This window comes from Streptomyces sp. PU-14G (genome assembly GCF_041028275.1).
Classification (GTDB): Bacteria; Actinomycetota; Actinomycetes; order Streptomycetales; family Streptomycetaceae; genus Streptomyces.
Genome location: NZ_JASKYT010000052.1, coordinates 1 through 15,290, shown reverse-complemented (window position 1 = coordinate 15,290; position 15,290 = coordinate 1). Strand labels below are relative to the sequence as shown.

Genomic DNA, 15,290 nt, shown 5'->3' with positions numbered 1-15,290 from the left:
TCCGAGCGATCGGACACTTCGGAAGGAGAAAGGGATGACCGCAACGACGGACGGACCCGCCGGCCCAGGCGTCTCCGGAACGAAGAACACCCCGCGCGTCGCACCCCCCGCCGCCCCCGCGGCGCAGGAGAGCGTGACGGCGCTGGCGGAGCGGACCGCGGCCCGCGCCGTCGACCACCTGCTCGCCCGCCAGGACGAGGCCGGCTGGTGGAAGGGGGACCTGGACACCAACGTCACCATGGACGCCGAGGACCTGCTGCTGCGCGAGTTCCTCGGCATCCGCGACGCGAAGACGTACGCCGCCGCCGCCCGCTGGATCCGCTCCCAGCAGCGCGAGGACGGCACCTGGGCCACCTTCCACGGCGGGCCCGGCGACCTGTCCACCACCATCGAGGCCTACGTCGCCCTCAGGCTGGCCGGTGACGAGCCCGAGGCGCCCCACATGACGCGCGCGGCGGCCTGGGTGCGCGAGAAGGGGGGAGTGACCCGCAGCAGGGTCTTCACCCGCATCTGGCTCGCCCTCTTCGGCTGGTGGAGGTGGGAGGACCTCCCGGAGATGCCGCCGGAGATCATCTACTTCCCGAAGTGGTTCCCGCTCAACATCTACGACTTCGGCTGCTGGGCCCGCCAGACCATCGTGCCGCTCACCGTCGTGTGTGCCTTCCGCCCCGTCCACCCGGCGCCCTTCGCCCTGGACGAGCTCCACCGCGACCCGGCGCGCCCCCGCCCCGACGCGGCGATGGCACCCGTCACCACCTGGGACGGCGCCTTCCAGCGCATCGACCGCGCCCTGCACGCCTACCGCAAGGTGGCCTCGCGCAGGCTGCGCCGCGCCGCCCTCAGGGAAGCCTCACGCTGGATCATCGAGCGGCAGGAGAACGACGGCTGCTGGGGCGGCATCCAGCCGCCCGCCGTCTACTCGGTCATCGCGCTGCGCCTGCTCGGCTACGACCTCGACCACCCCGTGCTGAAGGCGGGTCTTGCCTCCCTCGACAGGTTCGCCGTCTGGCACGACGCGGACACCCGGATGGTCGAGGCCTGCCAGTCCCCCGTCTGGGACACCTGCCTGGCCTCCATCGCGCTCGCCGACGCGGGGCTGCCGCGCGACCACCCGGCGCTGGTCAAGGCCGCGGACTGGATGCTGGGCGAACAGGTCGTGCGGCCCGGCGACTGGTCGGTGCGACGGCCAGGACTGGCACCGGGCGGCTGGGCGTTCGAGTTCCACAACGACAGCTACCCGGACACCGACGACACCGCCGAGGTCGCCCTGGCCCTGCGCCGCATCCAGCACCCCGACCCCGAGCGGGTCGAGCGGGCCCTCGCGCGTGCGGTGCGCTGGAACCTGGGCATGCAGTCCCGCGACGGTGCCTGGGGCGCCTTCGACGTCGACAACACCAGCAAGTTCCCCAACCGGCTGCCCTTCTGCGACTTCGGCGAGGTCATCGACCCGCCGTCCGCCGACGTGACGGCCCACGTGGTGGAGATGCTGGCCGCCGAGGGCAAACAGCACGACCCGCGCACCCGCAAGGCCCTCGCCTGGCTGCTGTCCGAACAGGAGACCGACGGCTGCTGGTTCGGGCGCTGGGGCGTCAACTACCTCTACGGCACGGGCTCCGTGCTCCCCGCCCTCGTCGCCGCCGGGCTGCCCACCTCGCACCCGGCGATCCGGCGCGCGGTGCGCTGGCTGGAGAAGGTCCAAAACGAGGACGGCGGCTGGGGCGAGGATCTGCGCTCCTACATCGACTCCGAATGGGTCGCCAACGGCACCTCCACCGCCTCCCAGACGGGATGGGCCCTGATGGCGCTGCTGGCGGCCGGCGAGAAGGACAGCAAAGCCGTCGAGCGCGGCATCGGCTGGCTGGCCGAGACCCAGCGCGAGGACGGCTACTGGGACGAGCCGTACTTCACCGGCACGGGCTTCCCGTGGGACTTCTCCATCAACTACCACCTCTACCGGATGGTCTTCCCCCTCACCGCGCTGGGCCGCTACCTGCACGGCGACGGTCTGGAACGCCTCGCGCGGCGGGTCGCGTGATGGCGAGCCCGGAAGCCCCGGGGCCGCTGCTGGTCGCGTGCGCGCTCGGCATCGAGCACCTCGCACTCCGCCGCGGCCTGGGGCGCCCGGGCGACGGCCACCCGGACGGCGGGCCGCGCGCCGCCGGCGTGACGCTGCTGCGCAGCGGCATGGGCGCACAGGCCGCGCGCCGCGCCGTGACCAGAGCGCTCGCCCACGAGGAGGTGCCCGGCGCCACGCCCGTGCTGGCCACCGGCTTCTGCGCGGGCCTGGTCCCCGGCATGCGCCCCGGCGACCTGGTCCTCGCCGAGGAGACCCGCGACCAGTTGGGGCGCACCCGCTGCGCCGGCACCGCACTGCTGGCCACCGCGCTGGCCCGGCACGCCACAGGACGCACCGTGCACGTGGGCACCCTCGCGGGTACCGACCGTGTGGTGCGGGGCCAGGCGCGGGCCGCGCTGCACACCGCCGGAGCGATCGCCGCCGACATGGAGTCGGCCGCCACCCTGGACGCCGCCGCCGCGGGCACGGCCCGGCGTCCGGTTGCGGCTGTACGGGTGGTCGTGGACGCTCCAGGCCATGAACTGATCCGCATCGGGACACTGCGGGGTGGAATATCGGCATTCCGCGTCCTTCGCGGTGTCCTGCCCGCATTTCTCGAATGGCACCGATCCCTGCTGCTCCCCTGGAGGTGAGCCAGAAATGGCCATGCCGCTTCGCCAGACAGTCCGTATCGGGACGTATCTGTTCCAGCAGAAGCTGCGCAAGCGTGAGAAATTCCCCCTGATCGTGGAGCTCGAACCGCTCTTCGCGTGCAATCTCAAGTGCGAGGGCTGCGGAAAGATCCAGCACCCCGCCGGGGTGCTCAAGCAGCGCATGCCGGTGGCACAGGCGGTCGGGGCCGTCCTGGAGTCCGGGGCCCCGATGGTCTCCATCGCGGGCGGCGAGCCGCTGATGCACCCCCAGATCGGGGAGATCGTGCGACAGTTGGTGGCCAAGCGCAAATACGTCTTCCTTTGCACCAATGCCATGCTGCTGCGCAAGAAGATGGACCAGTTCAAGCCCTCGCCCTATTTCGCGTTCGCCGTGCACATCGACGGGCTGCGTGAGCGGCACGACGAATCCGTCGCCAAGGAAGGCGTCTTCGACGAGGCGGTCGAGGCGATGAAGGAGGCCAAGCGGCGCGGCTTCCGCGTCACCACCAACTCCACCTTCTTCAACACGGACACGCCGCAGACCATCATCGACGTCCTGAACTTCCTCAATGACGAGATCCAGGTGGACGAGATGATGATCTCGCCCGCCTACGCCTACGAGAAGGCGCCAGACCAGGAGCACTTCCTGGGTGTCGAGCAGACCAGGGAGCTGTTCAAGAAGGCGTTCGCCGGGGGGAACAGGGCCCGCTGGCGGCTCAACCACAGCCCCCTCTTCCTCGACTTCCTGGAGGGCAAGGCCGACTTCGACTGCACCGCCTGGGCCATCCCCAACTACTCCCTCTTCGGCTGGCAGCGCCCCTGCTACCTGATGAGCGACGGCTACGTGCCCACCTACCGCGAGCTGGTCGAGGAGACCGACTGGGACAAGTACGGCCGCGGCAAGGACCCGCGCTGCGCCAACTGCATGGCGCACTGCGGCTACGAACCGACCGCCGTGCTGGCCACCATGGGCTCTCTCAAGGAGTCGCTGCGCGCGGCCCGCGAGACGGCCGCACCGAGTGGCTCGCGCTAGCGCCGGGCCGCCGCCGCACGCCACACGGAACCACCGGAGTACTGTCTCGTTTGAGCAGGGGGGCCCACCATGTCCTTGCTGGAGTCCATCGACGGCGCGGCGCGCACGGGTGAGGGGAGCGTGGCGTGAGCGACTTCGACCTGGCGAAACTGCTGGCCGAGCGCGGAGCCGAGCGCTACGACCTGCACGCCCGCCACCTCAACCACCAGTTGCCGCGCATGCTGCACACCCTGGGGTTCGACAAGGTCTACGAGCGGGCCGAGGGCGCCTACTTCTACGACGCCGAGGGCAACGACTACCTCGACATGCTCGCCGGGTTCGGCGTCATGGGCCTGGGCCGCCACCACCCCGTCGTACGGCAGGCGCTGCACGACGTGCTCGACGCGCAGCTCGCCGACCTCACCAGGTTCGACTGCCAGCCGCTGCCCGGGCTGCTGGCCGAGAGGCTGCTGTCGTACGCCCCGGGTCTCGACCGGGTCTTCTTCGGCAACAGCGGCACCGAGGCCGTCGAGACCGCGCTCAAGTTCGCCCGGTACGCCACCGGCAGGCCCCGGGTGCTGTACTGCGCGCACGCCTTCCACGGCCTGACGACCGGCTCGCTGTCGGTCAACGGGGAGGACGGCTTCCGCGACGGGTTCGCTCCGCTGCTGCCGGACACCCCCGTGCCGCTGGGCGACCTGGAGGCGCTGGAGCGCCAGCTACGCAAGAAGGACGTGGCGGCGCTGGTGGTCGAGCCCGTCCAGGGCAAGGGCGTGCACGCCGCACCGCCCGGATACCTGCGCGCCGCCCGCGAGCTGCTGCACAGGCACGGGGCGCTGCTGATCGCGGACGAGGTGCAGACCGGGCTGGGCCGCACCGGCGACTTCTTCGCCTACCAGCACGAGGACGGTGTCGATCCCGACCTGGTGTGCGTGGCCAAGTCGCTGTCCGGCGGGTACGTGCCCGTCGGGGCGACCCTCGGCAAGGAGTGGATCTTCAAGAAGGTCTACTCGTCCATGGACCGGGTGCTGGTCCACTCCGCGAGCTTCGGGTCCAACGCCCAGGCCATGGCGGCCGGGCTGGCCACCCTGGCCGTCATGGACGACGAGCGGCTCACCGAGAACGCCCGCCGCACCGGCGAGGAGCTGCGCACCCGGCTCGCCGCGCTCGTCGACCGGTACGAGCTGCTGCACGAGGTGCGCGGTCGCGGGCTGATGATCGGCATCGAGTTCGGCAAGCCGAGGTCGATGGGGCTGCGCAGCCGCTGGACGATGCTCCAGACCGCGCGCAAGGGCCTGTTCGCACAGATGGTCGTGGCACCGCTGCTGCACAGGCACCGCATCCTCACCCAGGTCTCCGGCGATCACCTGGAGGTCATCAAGCTGATCCCGCCGCTGGTGGTGGGCGAGGCGGAGGTGGACCGTTTCGTGACCGCCTTCACGCAGGTCATGGACGACGCGCACAGCGGCGGCAGCTTCATGTGGGACTTCGGGCGCACCCTGATCAAGCAGGCGCTGGCGACCCGCTGACTCCGCTGACCCGCGGGCCGCGCCGCCACCGCCCGGTGGCGGCACGGCCCGCGGACTCGGCCGCTCACGGCCTTCCGGGCAGCTCCCCGCGTACCGTCCGCGCCGCCGCGGTCAGGTGCGCGAGCGAGGCGCGCACCTCGGGCCAGCCCCGCGTCTTGAGCCCGCAGTCGGGGTTGACCCACAGCCGGTCCGCAGGCAGCGCCGTCAGCCCCTTGCGCAACAGCGCCGCGACCTCGTCCGCGCTCGGGACGCGCGGCGCGTGGATGTCGTACACGCCGGGGCCCGCCTCGCGGGGGTAGCGGTGCGCGGCCAGCTCGTCGGCGACCTGCATCCGCGAGCGCGCGGCCTCCAGGCTGATCACGTCGGCGTCGAGGTCGTCGATGGCCTGGAGGATGTCGCCGAACTCGGCGTAGCACATGTGGGTGTGGATCTGGGTGTCCGTACGCACCCCGCTGGTGGTGAGGCGGAACGCCTCGGTGGCCCACGCGAGATAGGCGGGCCTGTCGGCGGCGCGCAGCGGCAGCGTCTCGCGCAGCGCGGGCTCGTCGACCTGGATGACGGCCGTTCCCGCGGCCTCCAGCTCGCACACCTCGTCGCGCAGCGCGAGCGCCACCTGGCGGGCGGTCTCGGCAGCGGGCTGGTCGTCGCGGACGAAGGACCAGGCGAGCATCGTCACCGGGCCCGTCAGCATCCCCTTGACCGGGCGGGTGGTGAGGGACTGCGCGTACTGGGTCCAGCGCACCGTCATCGGCTGCGGGCGCGAGACGTCACCCGCGCAGATGGGGGGACGCACGTAGCGGGTGCCGTAGGACTGGACCCAGCCGTGCCGGGTGGCCAGGTAGCCGGTCAGCCGCTCGGCGAAGTACTGCACCATGTCGCCCCGTTCGGGCTCGCCGTGCACCAGCACGTCCAGTCCGGCCTCCTCCTGGAAGGAGACCACCTCGCGGATCTCCGCCGCGATGCGCTGTTCGTACGCCGCCTCGTCGAGGCATCCGGCGCGCAGGTCGGCGCGGGCGGCGCGCAGCTCGCCGGTCTGCGGGAAGCTGCCGATGGTGGTGGTCGGCAGCGGCGGGAGGCCCAGCCGGGTACGCTGCGCCGCCGTGCGCCGGGCGTACGGCTCCGAGCGTCGGGCGTCGGCCTCGGTGACGGCCGCCGTGCGGGCGCGTACCGCCGCGTCGCGGGTGAGCGGCGAGGCGGCGCGCGAGGCCAGGTCGGCACGGTTGGCGGCGAGTTCGCCGCCGATGGCGCCCGTGCCCTGGGACAGCCCGCGCGCCAGGGTGGCGGCCTCGGCGGTCTTCTGCGCCGCGAACGCCAGCCAGCGGGCGACCTGCGGGTCGAGGTCGCGCTCCGCCCTCGCGTCCAGCGGGACGTGCAGCAGCGAGCAGGACGGGGCCACGTCCACGCGGTCGGCCAGCCCCAGCAGCGTGCCCAGGGTGGTCATGGACCGCGCGTAGTCGTTGATCCACACGTTGCGTCCGTCGATGACGCCCGCCACCAGCCGCTTGCCCGGCAGCCCGCCGGCCGCCGCGAGCGCGTCGAGGTTGGCGGCGGCGGGCCCTGTGAAGTCGAGCGCCAGCCCCTCCACGGGGGCCTTGGCCAGCACGGGCAGCGCTTCCCCGAGCCGGTCGAAGTAGGAGGCGACCAGCAGCCGCGGCCGGTCGGCGAGCCCGCCCAGTCCCCGGTAGGCGCGGGCCGCAGCCGCCAGCTGTTCGGGGGTGCGGTCGGGCACCAGCGCCGGCTCGTCCAGCTGCACCCACTGTGCCCCCGCGGCGCGCAGGTCCGCCAGCACCTCCGCGTAGACGGGCAGCAGCTGCTCCAGCAGGGTCAGCGGCTCGAAGTCCTCGGGCGCGCCGGGTGCGGGCTTGGCCAGCAGCAGATAGGTAACGGGACCCACCAGGACAGGACGGGCCTCCACGCCCAGGGCAAGGGCCTCCTTCAGCTCGCGGGTCTGCTTGCCCGAGTCGGCGCGGAAGACGGTGCCGGGGCCGAGCTCGGGCACCAGGTAGTGGTAGTTGGTGTCGAACCACTTGGTCATCTCCAGTGGCGCGGCGTCCTGCGTACCGCGGGCCATGGCGAAGTAGCCGTCCAGCGGATCGGCCTCGACCGCGGCGCGGTGCCTCTCGGGGACGGCGCCGACCATGACCGTGGTGTCCAGTACGTGGTCGTAGTACGAGAAGTCGCCGGTGGGCAGCTCGGCCAGCCCGGCCTCGGCCATCGCCCGCCAGTTGGCGCGGCGCAGCCCGGCCGCCGTGGTGTGGAGGGCCTCGGCGGTGACGCGGCCCTTCCAGTAGCCCTCGACGGCCTTCTTCAGTTCGCGGCCTGGGCCCTGGCGGGGGTAGCCGTGCACGGTGGCGTGGGCCGTGCGGGGCTGGGGTGTGGTGTCCGTGGTGCCTGTGGTGTCCTGGGGGACCGCTGAAGCGTTCGCACCTGTCGCTGTCACGCAACTCTCCTTCGCGAGGTGACCGAAGCGCTCCCGGGACCGGGACGACGGCGCGAAGGGGCGCGGCGCGGACGGGACCCGCGTCGGCGTCCGTCCTGCGGGGGCGTCTCGTGCCGCCCGCGTGCTCCGCTCTCCGACCCGCCCTCGAGGTCTCCGGGAGAACCGCACGCGTGCGCGTGCGGGCAGCGGGCAGGTCTTCGGACTCGCGGGCACGCCTGCCGGTCTCCCGGCGGGCACCTACCGGCCGTCGCTTCCCGGACCGTTCCATCCAGTGCGTATGACGGCTCTCGTTCCCACTCACCGCTGCGGGGCAGTCCCGGATTCCCACCGGGTTCCCTCTTACGACGCCTCCCGCCTGGCGGACGGGGCGAACCATCTGCGCGGCCAGCCTAGCGGCTCGGCGAACAGGTGTCTGCGGGGCCCGGCGCGTACGCTCCCGCTTAGGACTCCAGCAGCCGGGACCTGAGACGGGTGCGGGTGCCGTCGGTGAGACCGAGCCCCTTGGCCAGGTAGGTCTCCACGTCGCCCCAGGTCTCGTCGATGGCGGTGAAGGCCGCGTGCAGGTACGCGGCGCGGGCGTCGAACAGGGGCGCCAGCAGTTCCAGCACCTCCGCCGACATTCCGGCCCTCGACTTGCCGCTGCGGTGCACCTTGTACCGCCGGTGCGGATCGTTGGACAGCAGGTAGTCGGCCTCGATCGCGCCGCGGTCGACGCCGAGCGCCAGCAGCGTGATCGCCACCGACAGTCCCGCGCGGTCCTTGCCGGCGGCGCAGTGCATCAGCGCGGGCACGCTGTCCTCGGCGAGCGCGTGCAGGATCCTGCTGTGCTCGGCCGTCCGCGAGGTGATCATGGTGCGGTAGGAGGTCGTCATCCGCTCGGCGCCCAGCCCGTTGCCGAGGATCGTCTGGAGCTGGTCGAGCTCGCCGTCCCGCACCATCTTCCAGAACTCCGCGCCGTCGGCCGGGTCAGAGAGCGGGATGTTGACGTTGCGCACGCCCGGCAGCACCACATCGGGGCCGTCGAGCTTCCGGTCGGCGTCGTTGCGGAAGTCGAAGACCGTGTGCAGTGCCAGCCCGCCGAGGAAGGCGGCGTCCTCGGGTGTCGCGTGCGCCAGGTGTCCGCTGCGGAAGAGCACCCCGCGCCGTACCCGCTGCCCGTCCACCGTGGGCAGCCCTCCGACGTCCCGGAAGTTCCGTACCCCGGCCAGCACCTTTTCGGCGGACTCCTGCGTCACGAGTGCGCTCCCTAGTGTGTAAGACGACCGTCCGTTCGACCATACGACATGGATGCCTGAGGCCATCAGTTCCGGCGGGCGTGACCCCTGCGACAGGTCTCCTCGCGGGCTGCCCGTGCCGTGAGTGCCATGAGCGCCCCGCACCCGTGCTGTGAGTCCCCGTACGCTCGCACTGTGAGCGAGGAGCTGTTTCCGCGTCCGCCCGCCGAGGTGGCGCCCGGTGCCGTGCACCTGCCGGGGTGGCTGGACGCCGGGGCGCAGGGGGAGCTGCTGGCGGCCTGCCGGCGCTGGGCACTGCCGCCCGCCGGGCTGCGGACGGTGCGGATGCCCGGCGGTGGCGAGATGTCGGTGCGCCAGCTGAGCCTGGGGCGGCACTGGTATCCGTACGGTTACGCGGACACCGTCGTGGACGGCGACGGGGAGCGGGTGAAGGCCTTCCCCACGTGGCTGGGGGAGTGGGCGCGCCGCGCGGTGGGCGATGCGGCGGCGGTGGCCGGCGAGGGCGCGTACGGGGAGGGACCCTGCGCCGCCCCGTACGACATCGCGCTCGTCAACTTCTACGGGGCTGACGCGAGGATGGGCATGCATCGGGACAGCGACGAGCGCTCCGACGCGCCCGTGGTGTCCTTCAGCCTCGGTGACGCCTGCGTCTTCCGCTTCGGGAACACCGCGGGGCGGGGCCGTCCGTGGCAGGACGTGCGGCTGCACAGCGGGGACGCCTTCGTCTTCGGCGGACCCGCGCGCCTGGCCTACCACGGAGTGCCGCGCACCGAACCCGACACCGGACCGCCCGCGTTGGGGCTGCGCGGGCGGGTCAACGTCACCGTGCGGGCCTACTGAGCCGGTGCGGGACCGGCCTCGGAGAACAGCGGAACAGCGGCGCAGCGGAACAGCGGCGCAGCGGTTAGCCCTAAGAACTCCTGACGGAAAGCCCTCGTGTCACCTTTCGTTTCCTGGTGGCTCGGGCCAGCCGCGTAGGCCGGCGGAGGTGCGACTGCTTGCGCATCCGCTCCCTCGCCGACCCACAGGGCGATGAACAGCGCGGCGGTCGCTTCCAGGAGTCCCGCACGCTCGAGACCGCCGCCGGCCACGGGTTCACAGCCCACGTCCTGTACCAACTCACGTACACGCGCGGGTGTGTTGTCCCGGGAGCGAGAAACCCTCGGGCACCGTCCCCTCAACGAACAGCATCCCCACATCAACCTTGCCCTCACGTATCGCTCGGGCGCGCCGGTACTCCGGGGAGTCGTACCACTCCCGGACCCGGTCCATGTCGGGAAACTCGATGACCATGAACCGGGTGGAATGCCAGACGCCTTCGACGGGCTCGGGTGTGGGGCCCGCGACCAGGTATCGGCCGCCGTAGCTGAGGAGGGACTCCTGGGCCACGGGTGCGTAGGCCAGGCCGGCCTCCTCATCGAGCATACCGACGTTGACGTAAGCAGGCATGAGATCCCCGTCCTCAGGACACGACGTTCGGCATCTGGGGGTGACCGAGGACGGCGCGGCCGAGCTGAACACCGCCCTGCTGACGGAGCCGGCCCGCCTCGACCTTGCCTACGTGCACCTGGCTACCGCCGATGAGGACATACTTCTCCGCCTGCGCAAGGCCTGGCCGGGCACCCTGATCGTCAGCCCCACCACGCCCGGTGGCCCGCAGCAGACCGGGATGGCGGAAGCGGACCTCTGGCTGGGCCTGGGCGCCGACCTGATCGCCTTCGGCCGCGGCTTCCTCGCCAACCCCGATCTGGTCGAACGCCTGCGTGCGGGCCTGACCGTCGCACAGCAGCGACGGAAGCGGACGTCACGCGACCACCGCGACGCGCTCACTTGGGGTCGCTCGGGCTGTGTCCTGCTGGTGTCTGTTGCGAAAGTCGCTGGTCACGGGCGCTCGGGACTCGACCGCGCGGCGCTCGCGGTAGTTGTATCGACCCGCAGGGTTGTTGACGCGGCTGATGGGTGGTTGGCCGTCGAGTGCCGTGTGGCACCGGTGGTAGTTGTAGGCGTGGAGGAAGTCCGTCAGGGCTTCGGTACGTTCGGCGTTGCTGGAGTACGGGCGCACGTACGCCCATTCGTCGAGCAGGGTGCGATTGAGGCGCTCTGCCCTTTCCGTTCGTCTGTGGGCTACAGGGGCGCGCGCTTATGGGCGATGCCGGCGGCGCTGAGAGTCTGGCCGAACAGGCGGGATCTGTAGCAGGAGCCGTTGTCGGTGAGGACGCGCTCGACGGTGATGCCATGGCCGGCGAAGAAGGTATTCGCGCGCTGCCAGAAGAAAGCTGCGGTCTCTTTGCGTTCGTCGGTCAGGACCTCGCTGTACGCGAGCCGGGAGCGATCGTCGACGGCTGTGTGGACGAAGCTGTACCCGATCACGGGACTGCCGCCCTTGCGGGCGTCGGTTGTGGCCTGTCGATTGCCGGCGGCCTGCTGGCGGTGCATGATCCGGTGTCCGCCGCCGTCGGGAATGTTGCCGAGCTTCTCGATGTCGACGTGGATCAGTTCGCCGGGGCGTGCTCGTTCGTAGCGCCGGATGATCTGACCGGTGGGCCGGTCCATCCAGCGCAGCCGATTCAGGCCTGCCGGCGCGGACCCGGTCGATGAGGGGCCGTCTGCCGTGGATGGTCAGCCGGGCATGGGGGTGGGGCGCGGGAATCCTCTGGGATGGTGCGGAATCTGATGAGGAGCCTCGGGTGACGGAGGACGAGTCTTTGTGGGCGGCGACGTGGGCCGGGGCCGGTTGCGAGCTCCACTGGATCTATGCGGCCCAGGCACGCTCCAGCTGGGTGCGGAAGGTGGCGGGCTCTCGCCCGATCAACTCGGCCAGGGTCGAGTCGACAGCGGCGAATTCGCCGTTGCGCGCAGCGGCGAAGATGCTCAGCATCAGGTCGGCGACCGGGGTCGGGGCGCCGTGCTTCAGAACCTGCTCCCGGAAGGCGTCGTCGGGGACGACGGTGCGGGTGAAGGGCCGTCCGGTGGCCTGGGAGGCGATCTCGGCGACGGTGTCGAAGTCGAGCGCCGCCGGGCCGGTGAGCGGCGGGGTGGGCCCCTCGAAGCGGCCCTCCTCGGCGAGGATCACCGCGGTGGCCTCGGCGAGGTCGTCGTGGCCGGTCCAGGCGACGGGGCCGTCGGCGGGGAGGGCGATGTCACCGGTGTGGCGGGCGGACTGAAGGAACAGCAGGGCGCTGGAGGCGTAGAAGCCGTTGCGCAGCGCGGTCCAGGGCAGGCCGCTGGCACTCAGCAGGTCCTCGGTCGCCGCGTGGTCGCGGCATGCCGGGAAGCGGGAGTCGTGGGCGGCGCCCATCTGGCTGGTGTAGAGGATGCGGCCGACGCCGGCCTGCACGGCGGCGTCGATGGCGGCGCGGTGGCCGCTGACGCACTCCTCGCCCGTGCGGTCGAGGGAGACGAGGAGCAGTTGCTCGGCCCCCTCGAAGGAGTGCGCGAGTGAGGCGGGGTCGTCGAAGCTGCCCTTCCGGACCCGGACGCCGCGGTCGGCGAGGTCCTTCGCCTTGCGAGGGTCGCGGACGCTGGCGCCGACGCGGTCGGCGCTGACGCGCTCCACGAGGCGCTCGACGGTGCGGCGGCCGAGCTTTCCGGTGGCTCCGGTCACGATGATCATGGGGGGTTCTCCCGACGGTGTTTCCGGTGGAATCATTTTGACGGTAACACCGGAATACCAGTGGAATCAAATTCTCGATACCATCGATACATGACTGCACGTGATACCACCGACAGCCCTCGTCACCGCATCGTCCAGGCGGCCGTCGAGCTGCTGGAGAAGGGCGGCCCGGACGCAGTGAGCACCCGCGCGGTCGCCGCCGCGGCCGGAATGCAGCCTCCGGCGATCTACCGCCTCTTCGGCGACAAGGACGGGCTCCTTGAGGCCGTCGCCGAGCACGGCTACGCGCAGTTCCTGGAGAGCAAGCACGCGCAGCTCGACCCTGACCCGCAGGACGCGGTGGCGGACCTGCGCCGCGGCTGGGACGTGGTGGTCGAGTTCGGAGTCTCCCGGCCCGAGTTGTTCGCGGTGATGAACCGGGCCACCGGGCGGGGCGCTGATATGGCGCACCGCGCGGGTCTGGAGATCCTCCACGGCCGGGTGCGCCGCCTGGCGGCCGGAGGATGGCTGCGGGTCGACGAGGAACTGGCCGCCCAGATCATCCAGGCCACCGGCCAGGGCGCGGTCACCGCCTGGCACTCCACCCCCGCGGAACGCCGCAATCCGGCGCTGCTGACCGCCCTCCGCGAGGCCATGGTCACCACCATCACCCGCGCCGAACCAACACTCCCTGCCGAGGAGACCGGTCCCGCCGCGGCGGCCCGCGCGCTGCGCGCCGCCCTGCCCGACGACGCCGACGTCCTGAGCGATGCCGAGCAGCACCTGCTGCGCGAGTGGCTCACCCGCTTGGCGGAGGACGGTGGCGCGCCGGATGCCTGATCGCTCGCCGGGCGCCCTCGTGTCTATGACTTGCCGCCAACCTTGATCACGTCTCCGCCGCCCACTGTCAACAGCGCTCGTGGTCAATACGGGTAGTCGGGTAGTCGGTCTTGTCGAACTTCGGTGGCCGACCGGCCGCGAGTGCCGAGCTTCTTGTACGCCGCAGCCTGCTCATCGCTCGGGATGTTCGCCGGTACGGAAGTCGCTGTGCGGCCATGTCAAGCGGAAGCCGGGAGGGTTCACTCTTTGGGAGCTGGCGAACCCTGGCGAATACCCCGTTCGGGTCAGCCGGGGGCGTGCCTGCGGGCTAGCGTGACCATGGCGTCGTCACCTCCCTCACACCGTCTTGACACCTCAACTCCCCGAGGACCCCATGGCCGAACCTCCGAGCAAAGCGGTGCAGGCATCCGCAGGAAGAGGAATTTCCACTTCCTCTTCTCTGGTCACCTCCGCCTCCGGCAACACTGGCAGGCACGGCGCCGCGCGCCGCCGGCACGGCAAGCCCCGCACGCGAGAGAGCGCACGAGAGAATGTGGGAGACGCCGCCGTACGCCGACGGCTGGTACGGCTCGCCGTCCTGCCCGCAGGACTCGTCGCCCTCACCGGCGCCGCCGTGGTCGCCTGCGTCCTGCGTGGGCGCGGCGGCCCGCCCCTCGGCGCCCCGCTCTGGGGAGTGCTGGCCGCCGGGGCGTTCATCTGCTGCGTCGTGCCGGGCGCCGCGGCGTACCTCGCCGCGGCCGAGGCGCGGGGAACCGCCGAGCGCTGCGCCGCCCTGCGCCGCGCCACCGCCCGCGGGCAGGCCGAACTCAAGTCCATGCTCTGGGCGTTGCGGCACGGCGAACGCCCGGTGCCCCGCACCCGTGCCCCGCAGGGCGAACCGGTCGGCGACGGGCTCGACCTGCTCGTCCACCAGGCCGCGCTCGCCCAGTGCGGCGCGGAGGCCGCCGTCGCCGAAGCGGTCGCCCTCATGGCCAGGGCGCGCGGGGAGGGCGAGGAGAAGATGGAGGTGTTCGTCAACCTCGCCCGCAGGCTCCAGTCCCTGGTCCACCGCGAAATCCGGTTCATCGACGACCTGGAACACGAGGTGGAGGACCCCGACCTGCTCAAGGGCGTCTTCCACGTCGATCACCTCGCCACCCGCATCCGGCGCCACTCCGAGAACCTCGCTGTCCTCGGCGGCGCCGTCGCCCACCGCCAGTGGACCCGTCCCGTCTCCCTCTCCGAGGTGCTGCGTTCTGCCGTCGCGGAGGTGGAGCACTACACGAGGGTGCAGTTGGTTCCGCCGATCGAGGGCGCCGTGCGCGGGCACGCCGTCGCGGACGTCATCCACCTGCTGGCCGAACTGATCGAGAACGCCACGGTGTTCTCCGCGCCGGAGACCCGCGTACTGGTCCGCACGGAACCGGTGACGGCGGGGCTCGCCGTGGAGGTCGAGGACCGCGGCCTCGGCATGAACCCCGACGAGCAGAACCAGTTGAACGCCGTCCTCGCCGACCCCGAAGGCATCGACGTACCGGCACTGGTGCGGGACGGCCGCATCGGGCTGTACGTCGTCGCCGCCCTCGCCCACCGTCACGGCGTCGTCGTCCAGCTCCAGAACAACATCTACGGCGGAGTGCAGGCCGTGGCGGTCCTGCCCCGGAGCCTGTTGGGCGCGCCGGCAGGACCCGGCAGGACGACGGGGGAGGGCAAGGAGGCGCTGCCGAACGGCGGTGGGGGCGAAAGCGGCGCGGGCGGCGCCGGGACGGCGGCTTCGCACCCGGCCGACGCGCCCACGGCCACCGGCCCCGGTGCGGCGCCCGCGGGGACGGTACCGAACGGGGCCGCGGGTACCGGGCACGGCCCGGGAGCTGGCTCGCCTTCCGGTACGGGAGGGGACTCGGGTTCCAGTGTGGGAAGGGACCCGGGTTCTGGTACGGGAGCGGGCTCGGGT

Annotated in this window: 11 protein-coding genes, 3 pseudogenes and 1 riboswitch; of the genes and pseudogenes, 8 read left to right on the top strand and 6 right to left on the bottom strand. The window is 71.8% G+C overall.

The window, feature by feature from the left end; all coding sequences use genetic code 11:
* Positions 1-34: 34 nt before the first annotated feature.
* From shc to AB8Z75_RS09275, 4 genes are all read left to right on the top strand, one after another.
* Positions 35-2,035 (top strand): squalene--hopene cyclase, encoded by a 2,001-nt coding sequence (gene shc / locus AB8Z75_RS09290; protein WP_369200942.1) that lies wholly within the window; start codon positions 35-37, stop codon positions 2,033-2,035.
* Positions 2,035-2,709, top strand: coding sequence for a 1-hydroxy-2-methyl-2-butenyl 4-diphosphate reductase (locus AB8Z75_RS09285; protein ID WP_369200941.1), 675 nt, complete (start codon positions 2,035-2,037; stop codon positions 2,707-2,709). The genes shc and AB8Z75_RS09285 overlap by 1 nt, the downstream gene beginning before the upstream one ends.
* Before the next feature lie 7 nt (positions 2,710-2,716).
* On the top strand, positions 2,717-3,742 hold the full coding sequence (gene hpnH, locus AB8Z75_RS09280) for an adenosyl-hopene transferase HpnH (RefSeq protein ID WP_369200940.1): 1,026 nt from the start codon (positions 2,717-2,719) through the stop codon (positions 3,740-3,742).
* Positions 3,743-3,867: 125 nt separating this feature from the next.
* Positions 3,868-5,250, top strand: coding sequence for an aspartate aminotransferase family protein (locus AB8Z75_RS09275; protein ID WP_369200939.1), 1,383 nt, complete (start codon positions 3,868-3,870; stop codon positions 5,248-5,250).
* Positions 5,251-5,314: 64 nt separating this feature from the next.
* Here AB8Z75_RS09275 and metE read toward each other — a convergent pair whose 3' ends face one another.
* Both metE and AB8Z75_RS09265 read right to left on the bottom strand, forming a co-directional pair.
* Positions 5,315-7,597, bottom strand: a complete 2,283-nt coding sequence (gene metE / locus AB8Z75_RS09270; RefSeq protein ID WP_369200953.1) for a 5-methyltetrahydropteroyltriglutamate--homocysteine S-methyltransferase — start codon at positions 7,595-7,597, stop codon at positions 5,315-5,317.
* A gap of 284 nt (positions 7,598-7,881) precedes the next feature.
* Positions 7,882-8,032: riboswitch (cobalamin riboswitch) on the bottom strand.
* A 98-nt stretch (positions 8,033-8,130) separates the two neighbouring features.
* Positions 8,131-8,925 carry a tyrosine-protein phosphatase gene (locus tag AB8Z75_RS09265; RefSeq protein WP_369200938.1) on the bottom strand — a complete coding sequence of 265 codons (795 nt, stop codon included), beginning with the start codon at positions 8,923-8,925 and terminating at the stop codon, positions 8,131-8,133.
* Between the two features lie 174 nt (positions 8,926-9,099).
* On the opposite strand from AB8Z75_RS09265, the gene AB8Z75_RS09260 reads away from it, so the two are divergent.
* Positions 9,100-9,765 (top strand): alpha-ketoglutarate-dependent dioxygenase AlkB, encoded by a 666-nt coding sequence (locus tag AB8Z75_RS09260; RefSeq protein WP_369200937.1) that lies wholly within the window; start codon positions 9,100-9,102, stop codon positions 9,763-9,765.
* 119 nt (positions 9,766-9,884) lie between these two features.
* On the opposite strand, the pseudogene AB8Z75_RS09255 reads toward AB8Z75_RS09260, so the two are convergent.
* Positions 9,885-10,058, bottom strand: a pseudogene (locus tag AB8Z75_RS09255) (NADP oxidoreductase); the annotation flags it as partial.
* Positions 10,045-10,374, bottom strand: a complete 330-nt coding sequence (locus AB8Z75_RS09250) for a DUF1330 domain-containing protein (RefSeq protein WP_369200936.1) — start codon at positions 10,372-10,374, stop codon at positions 10,045-10,047. The gene AB8Z75_RS09250 and the pseudogene AB8Z75_RS09255, both read right to left, overlap by 14 nt.
* Before the next feature lie 61 nt (positions 10,375-10,435).
* Between AB8Z75_RS09250 and AB8Z75_RS09245 the strand changes: the two are divergent.
* Positions 10,436-10,708 (top strand): annotated as a pseudogene (locus tag AB8Z75_RS09245) (alkene reductase); the annotation flags it as partial.
* A gap of 141 nt (positions 10,709-10,849) precedes the next feature.
* On the opposite strand, the pseudogene AB8Z75_RS09240 reads toward AB8Z75_RS09245, so the two are convergent.
* Both AB8Z75_RS09240 and AB8Z75_RS09235 read right to left on the bottom strand, forming a co-directional pair.
* Positions 10,850-11,490 (bottom strand): annotated as a pseudogene (locus tag AB8Z75_RS09240) (integrase core domain-containing protein); the annotation flags it as partial.
* A 187-nt stretch (positions 11,491-11,677) separates the two neighbouring features.
* Complete coding sequence (locus tag AB8Z75_RS09235; protein ID WP_369200935.1) at positions 11,678-12,538, bottom strand: SDR family oxidoreductase; 861 nt, start codon at positions 12,536-12,538, stop codon at positions 11,678-11,680.
* Between the two features lie 90 nt (positions 12,539-12,628).
* Here AB8Z75_RS09235 and AB8Z75_RS09230 point away from each other — a divergent pair, with 90 nt between their 5' ends.
* Both AB8Z75_RS09230 and AB8Z75_RS09225 read left to right on the top strand, forming a co-directional pair.
* Entirely contained in the window at positions 12,629-13,357 is a 729-nt protein-coding gene (locus tag AB8Z75_RS09230) for a TetR/AcrR family transcriptional regulator (RefSeq protein ID WP_369200934.1), read from the top strand.
* Positions 13,358-13,889: 532 nt separating this feature from the next.
* On the top strand, positions 13,890-15,290 hold a 1,401-nt coding region (locus tag AB8Z75_RS09225), incomplete at its 3' end, for a sensor histidine kinase (protein WP_369200933.1).

Excerpts from the sequence above, each read along its gene's own strand:
- shc (WP_369200942.1), top strand. The coding sequence starts at position 35 with ATGACCGCAACGACGGACGGACCCGCCGGCCCAGGCGTCTCCGGAACG.
- AB8Z75_RS09285 (WP_369200941.1), top strand. The coding sequence starts at position 2,035 with ATGGCGAGCCCGGAAGCCCCGGGGCCGCTGCTGGTCGCGTGCGCGCTC.
- hpnH (WP_369200940.1), top strand. The coding sequence starts at position 2,717 with ATGGCCATGCCGCTTCGCCAGACAGTCCGTATCGGGACGTATCTGTTC.
- AB8Z75_RS09250 (WP_369200936.1), bottom strand. The coding sequence starts at position 10,374 with ATGCCTGCTTACGTCAACGTCGGTATGCTCGATGAGGAGGCCGGCCTG.
- AB8Z75_RS09235 (WP_369200935.1), bottom strand. The coding sequence starts at position 12,538 with ATGATCATCGTGACCGGAGCCACCGGAAAGCTCGGCCGCCGCACCGTC.
- AB8Z75_RS09230 (WP_369200934.1), top strand. The coding sequence starts at position 12,629 with ATGACTGCACGTGATACCACCGACAGCCCTCGTCACCGCATCGTCCAG.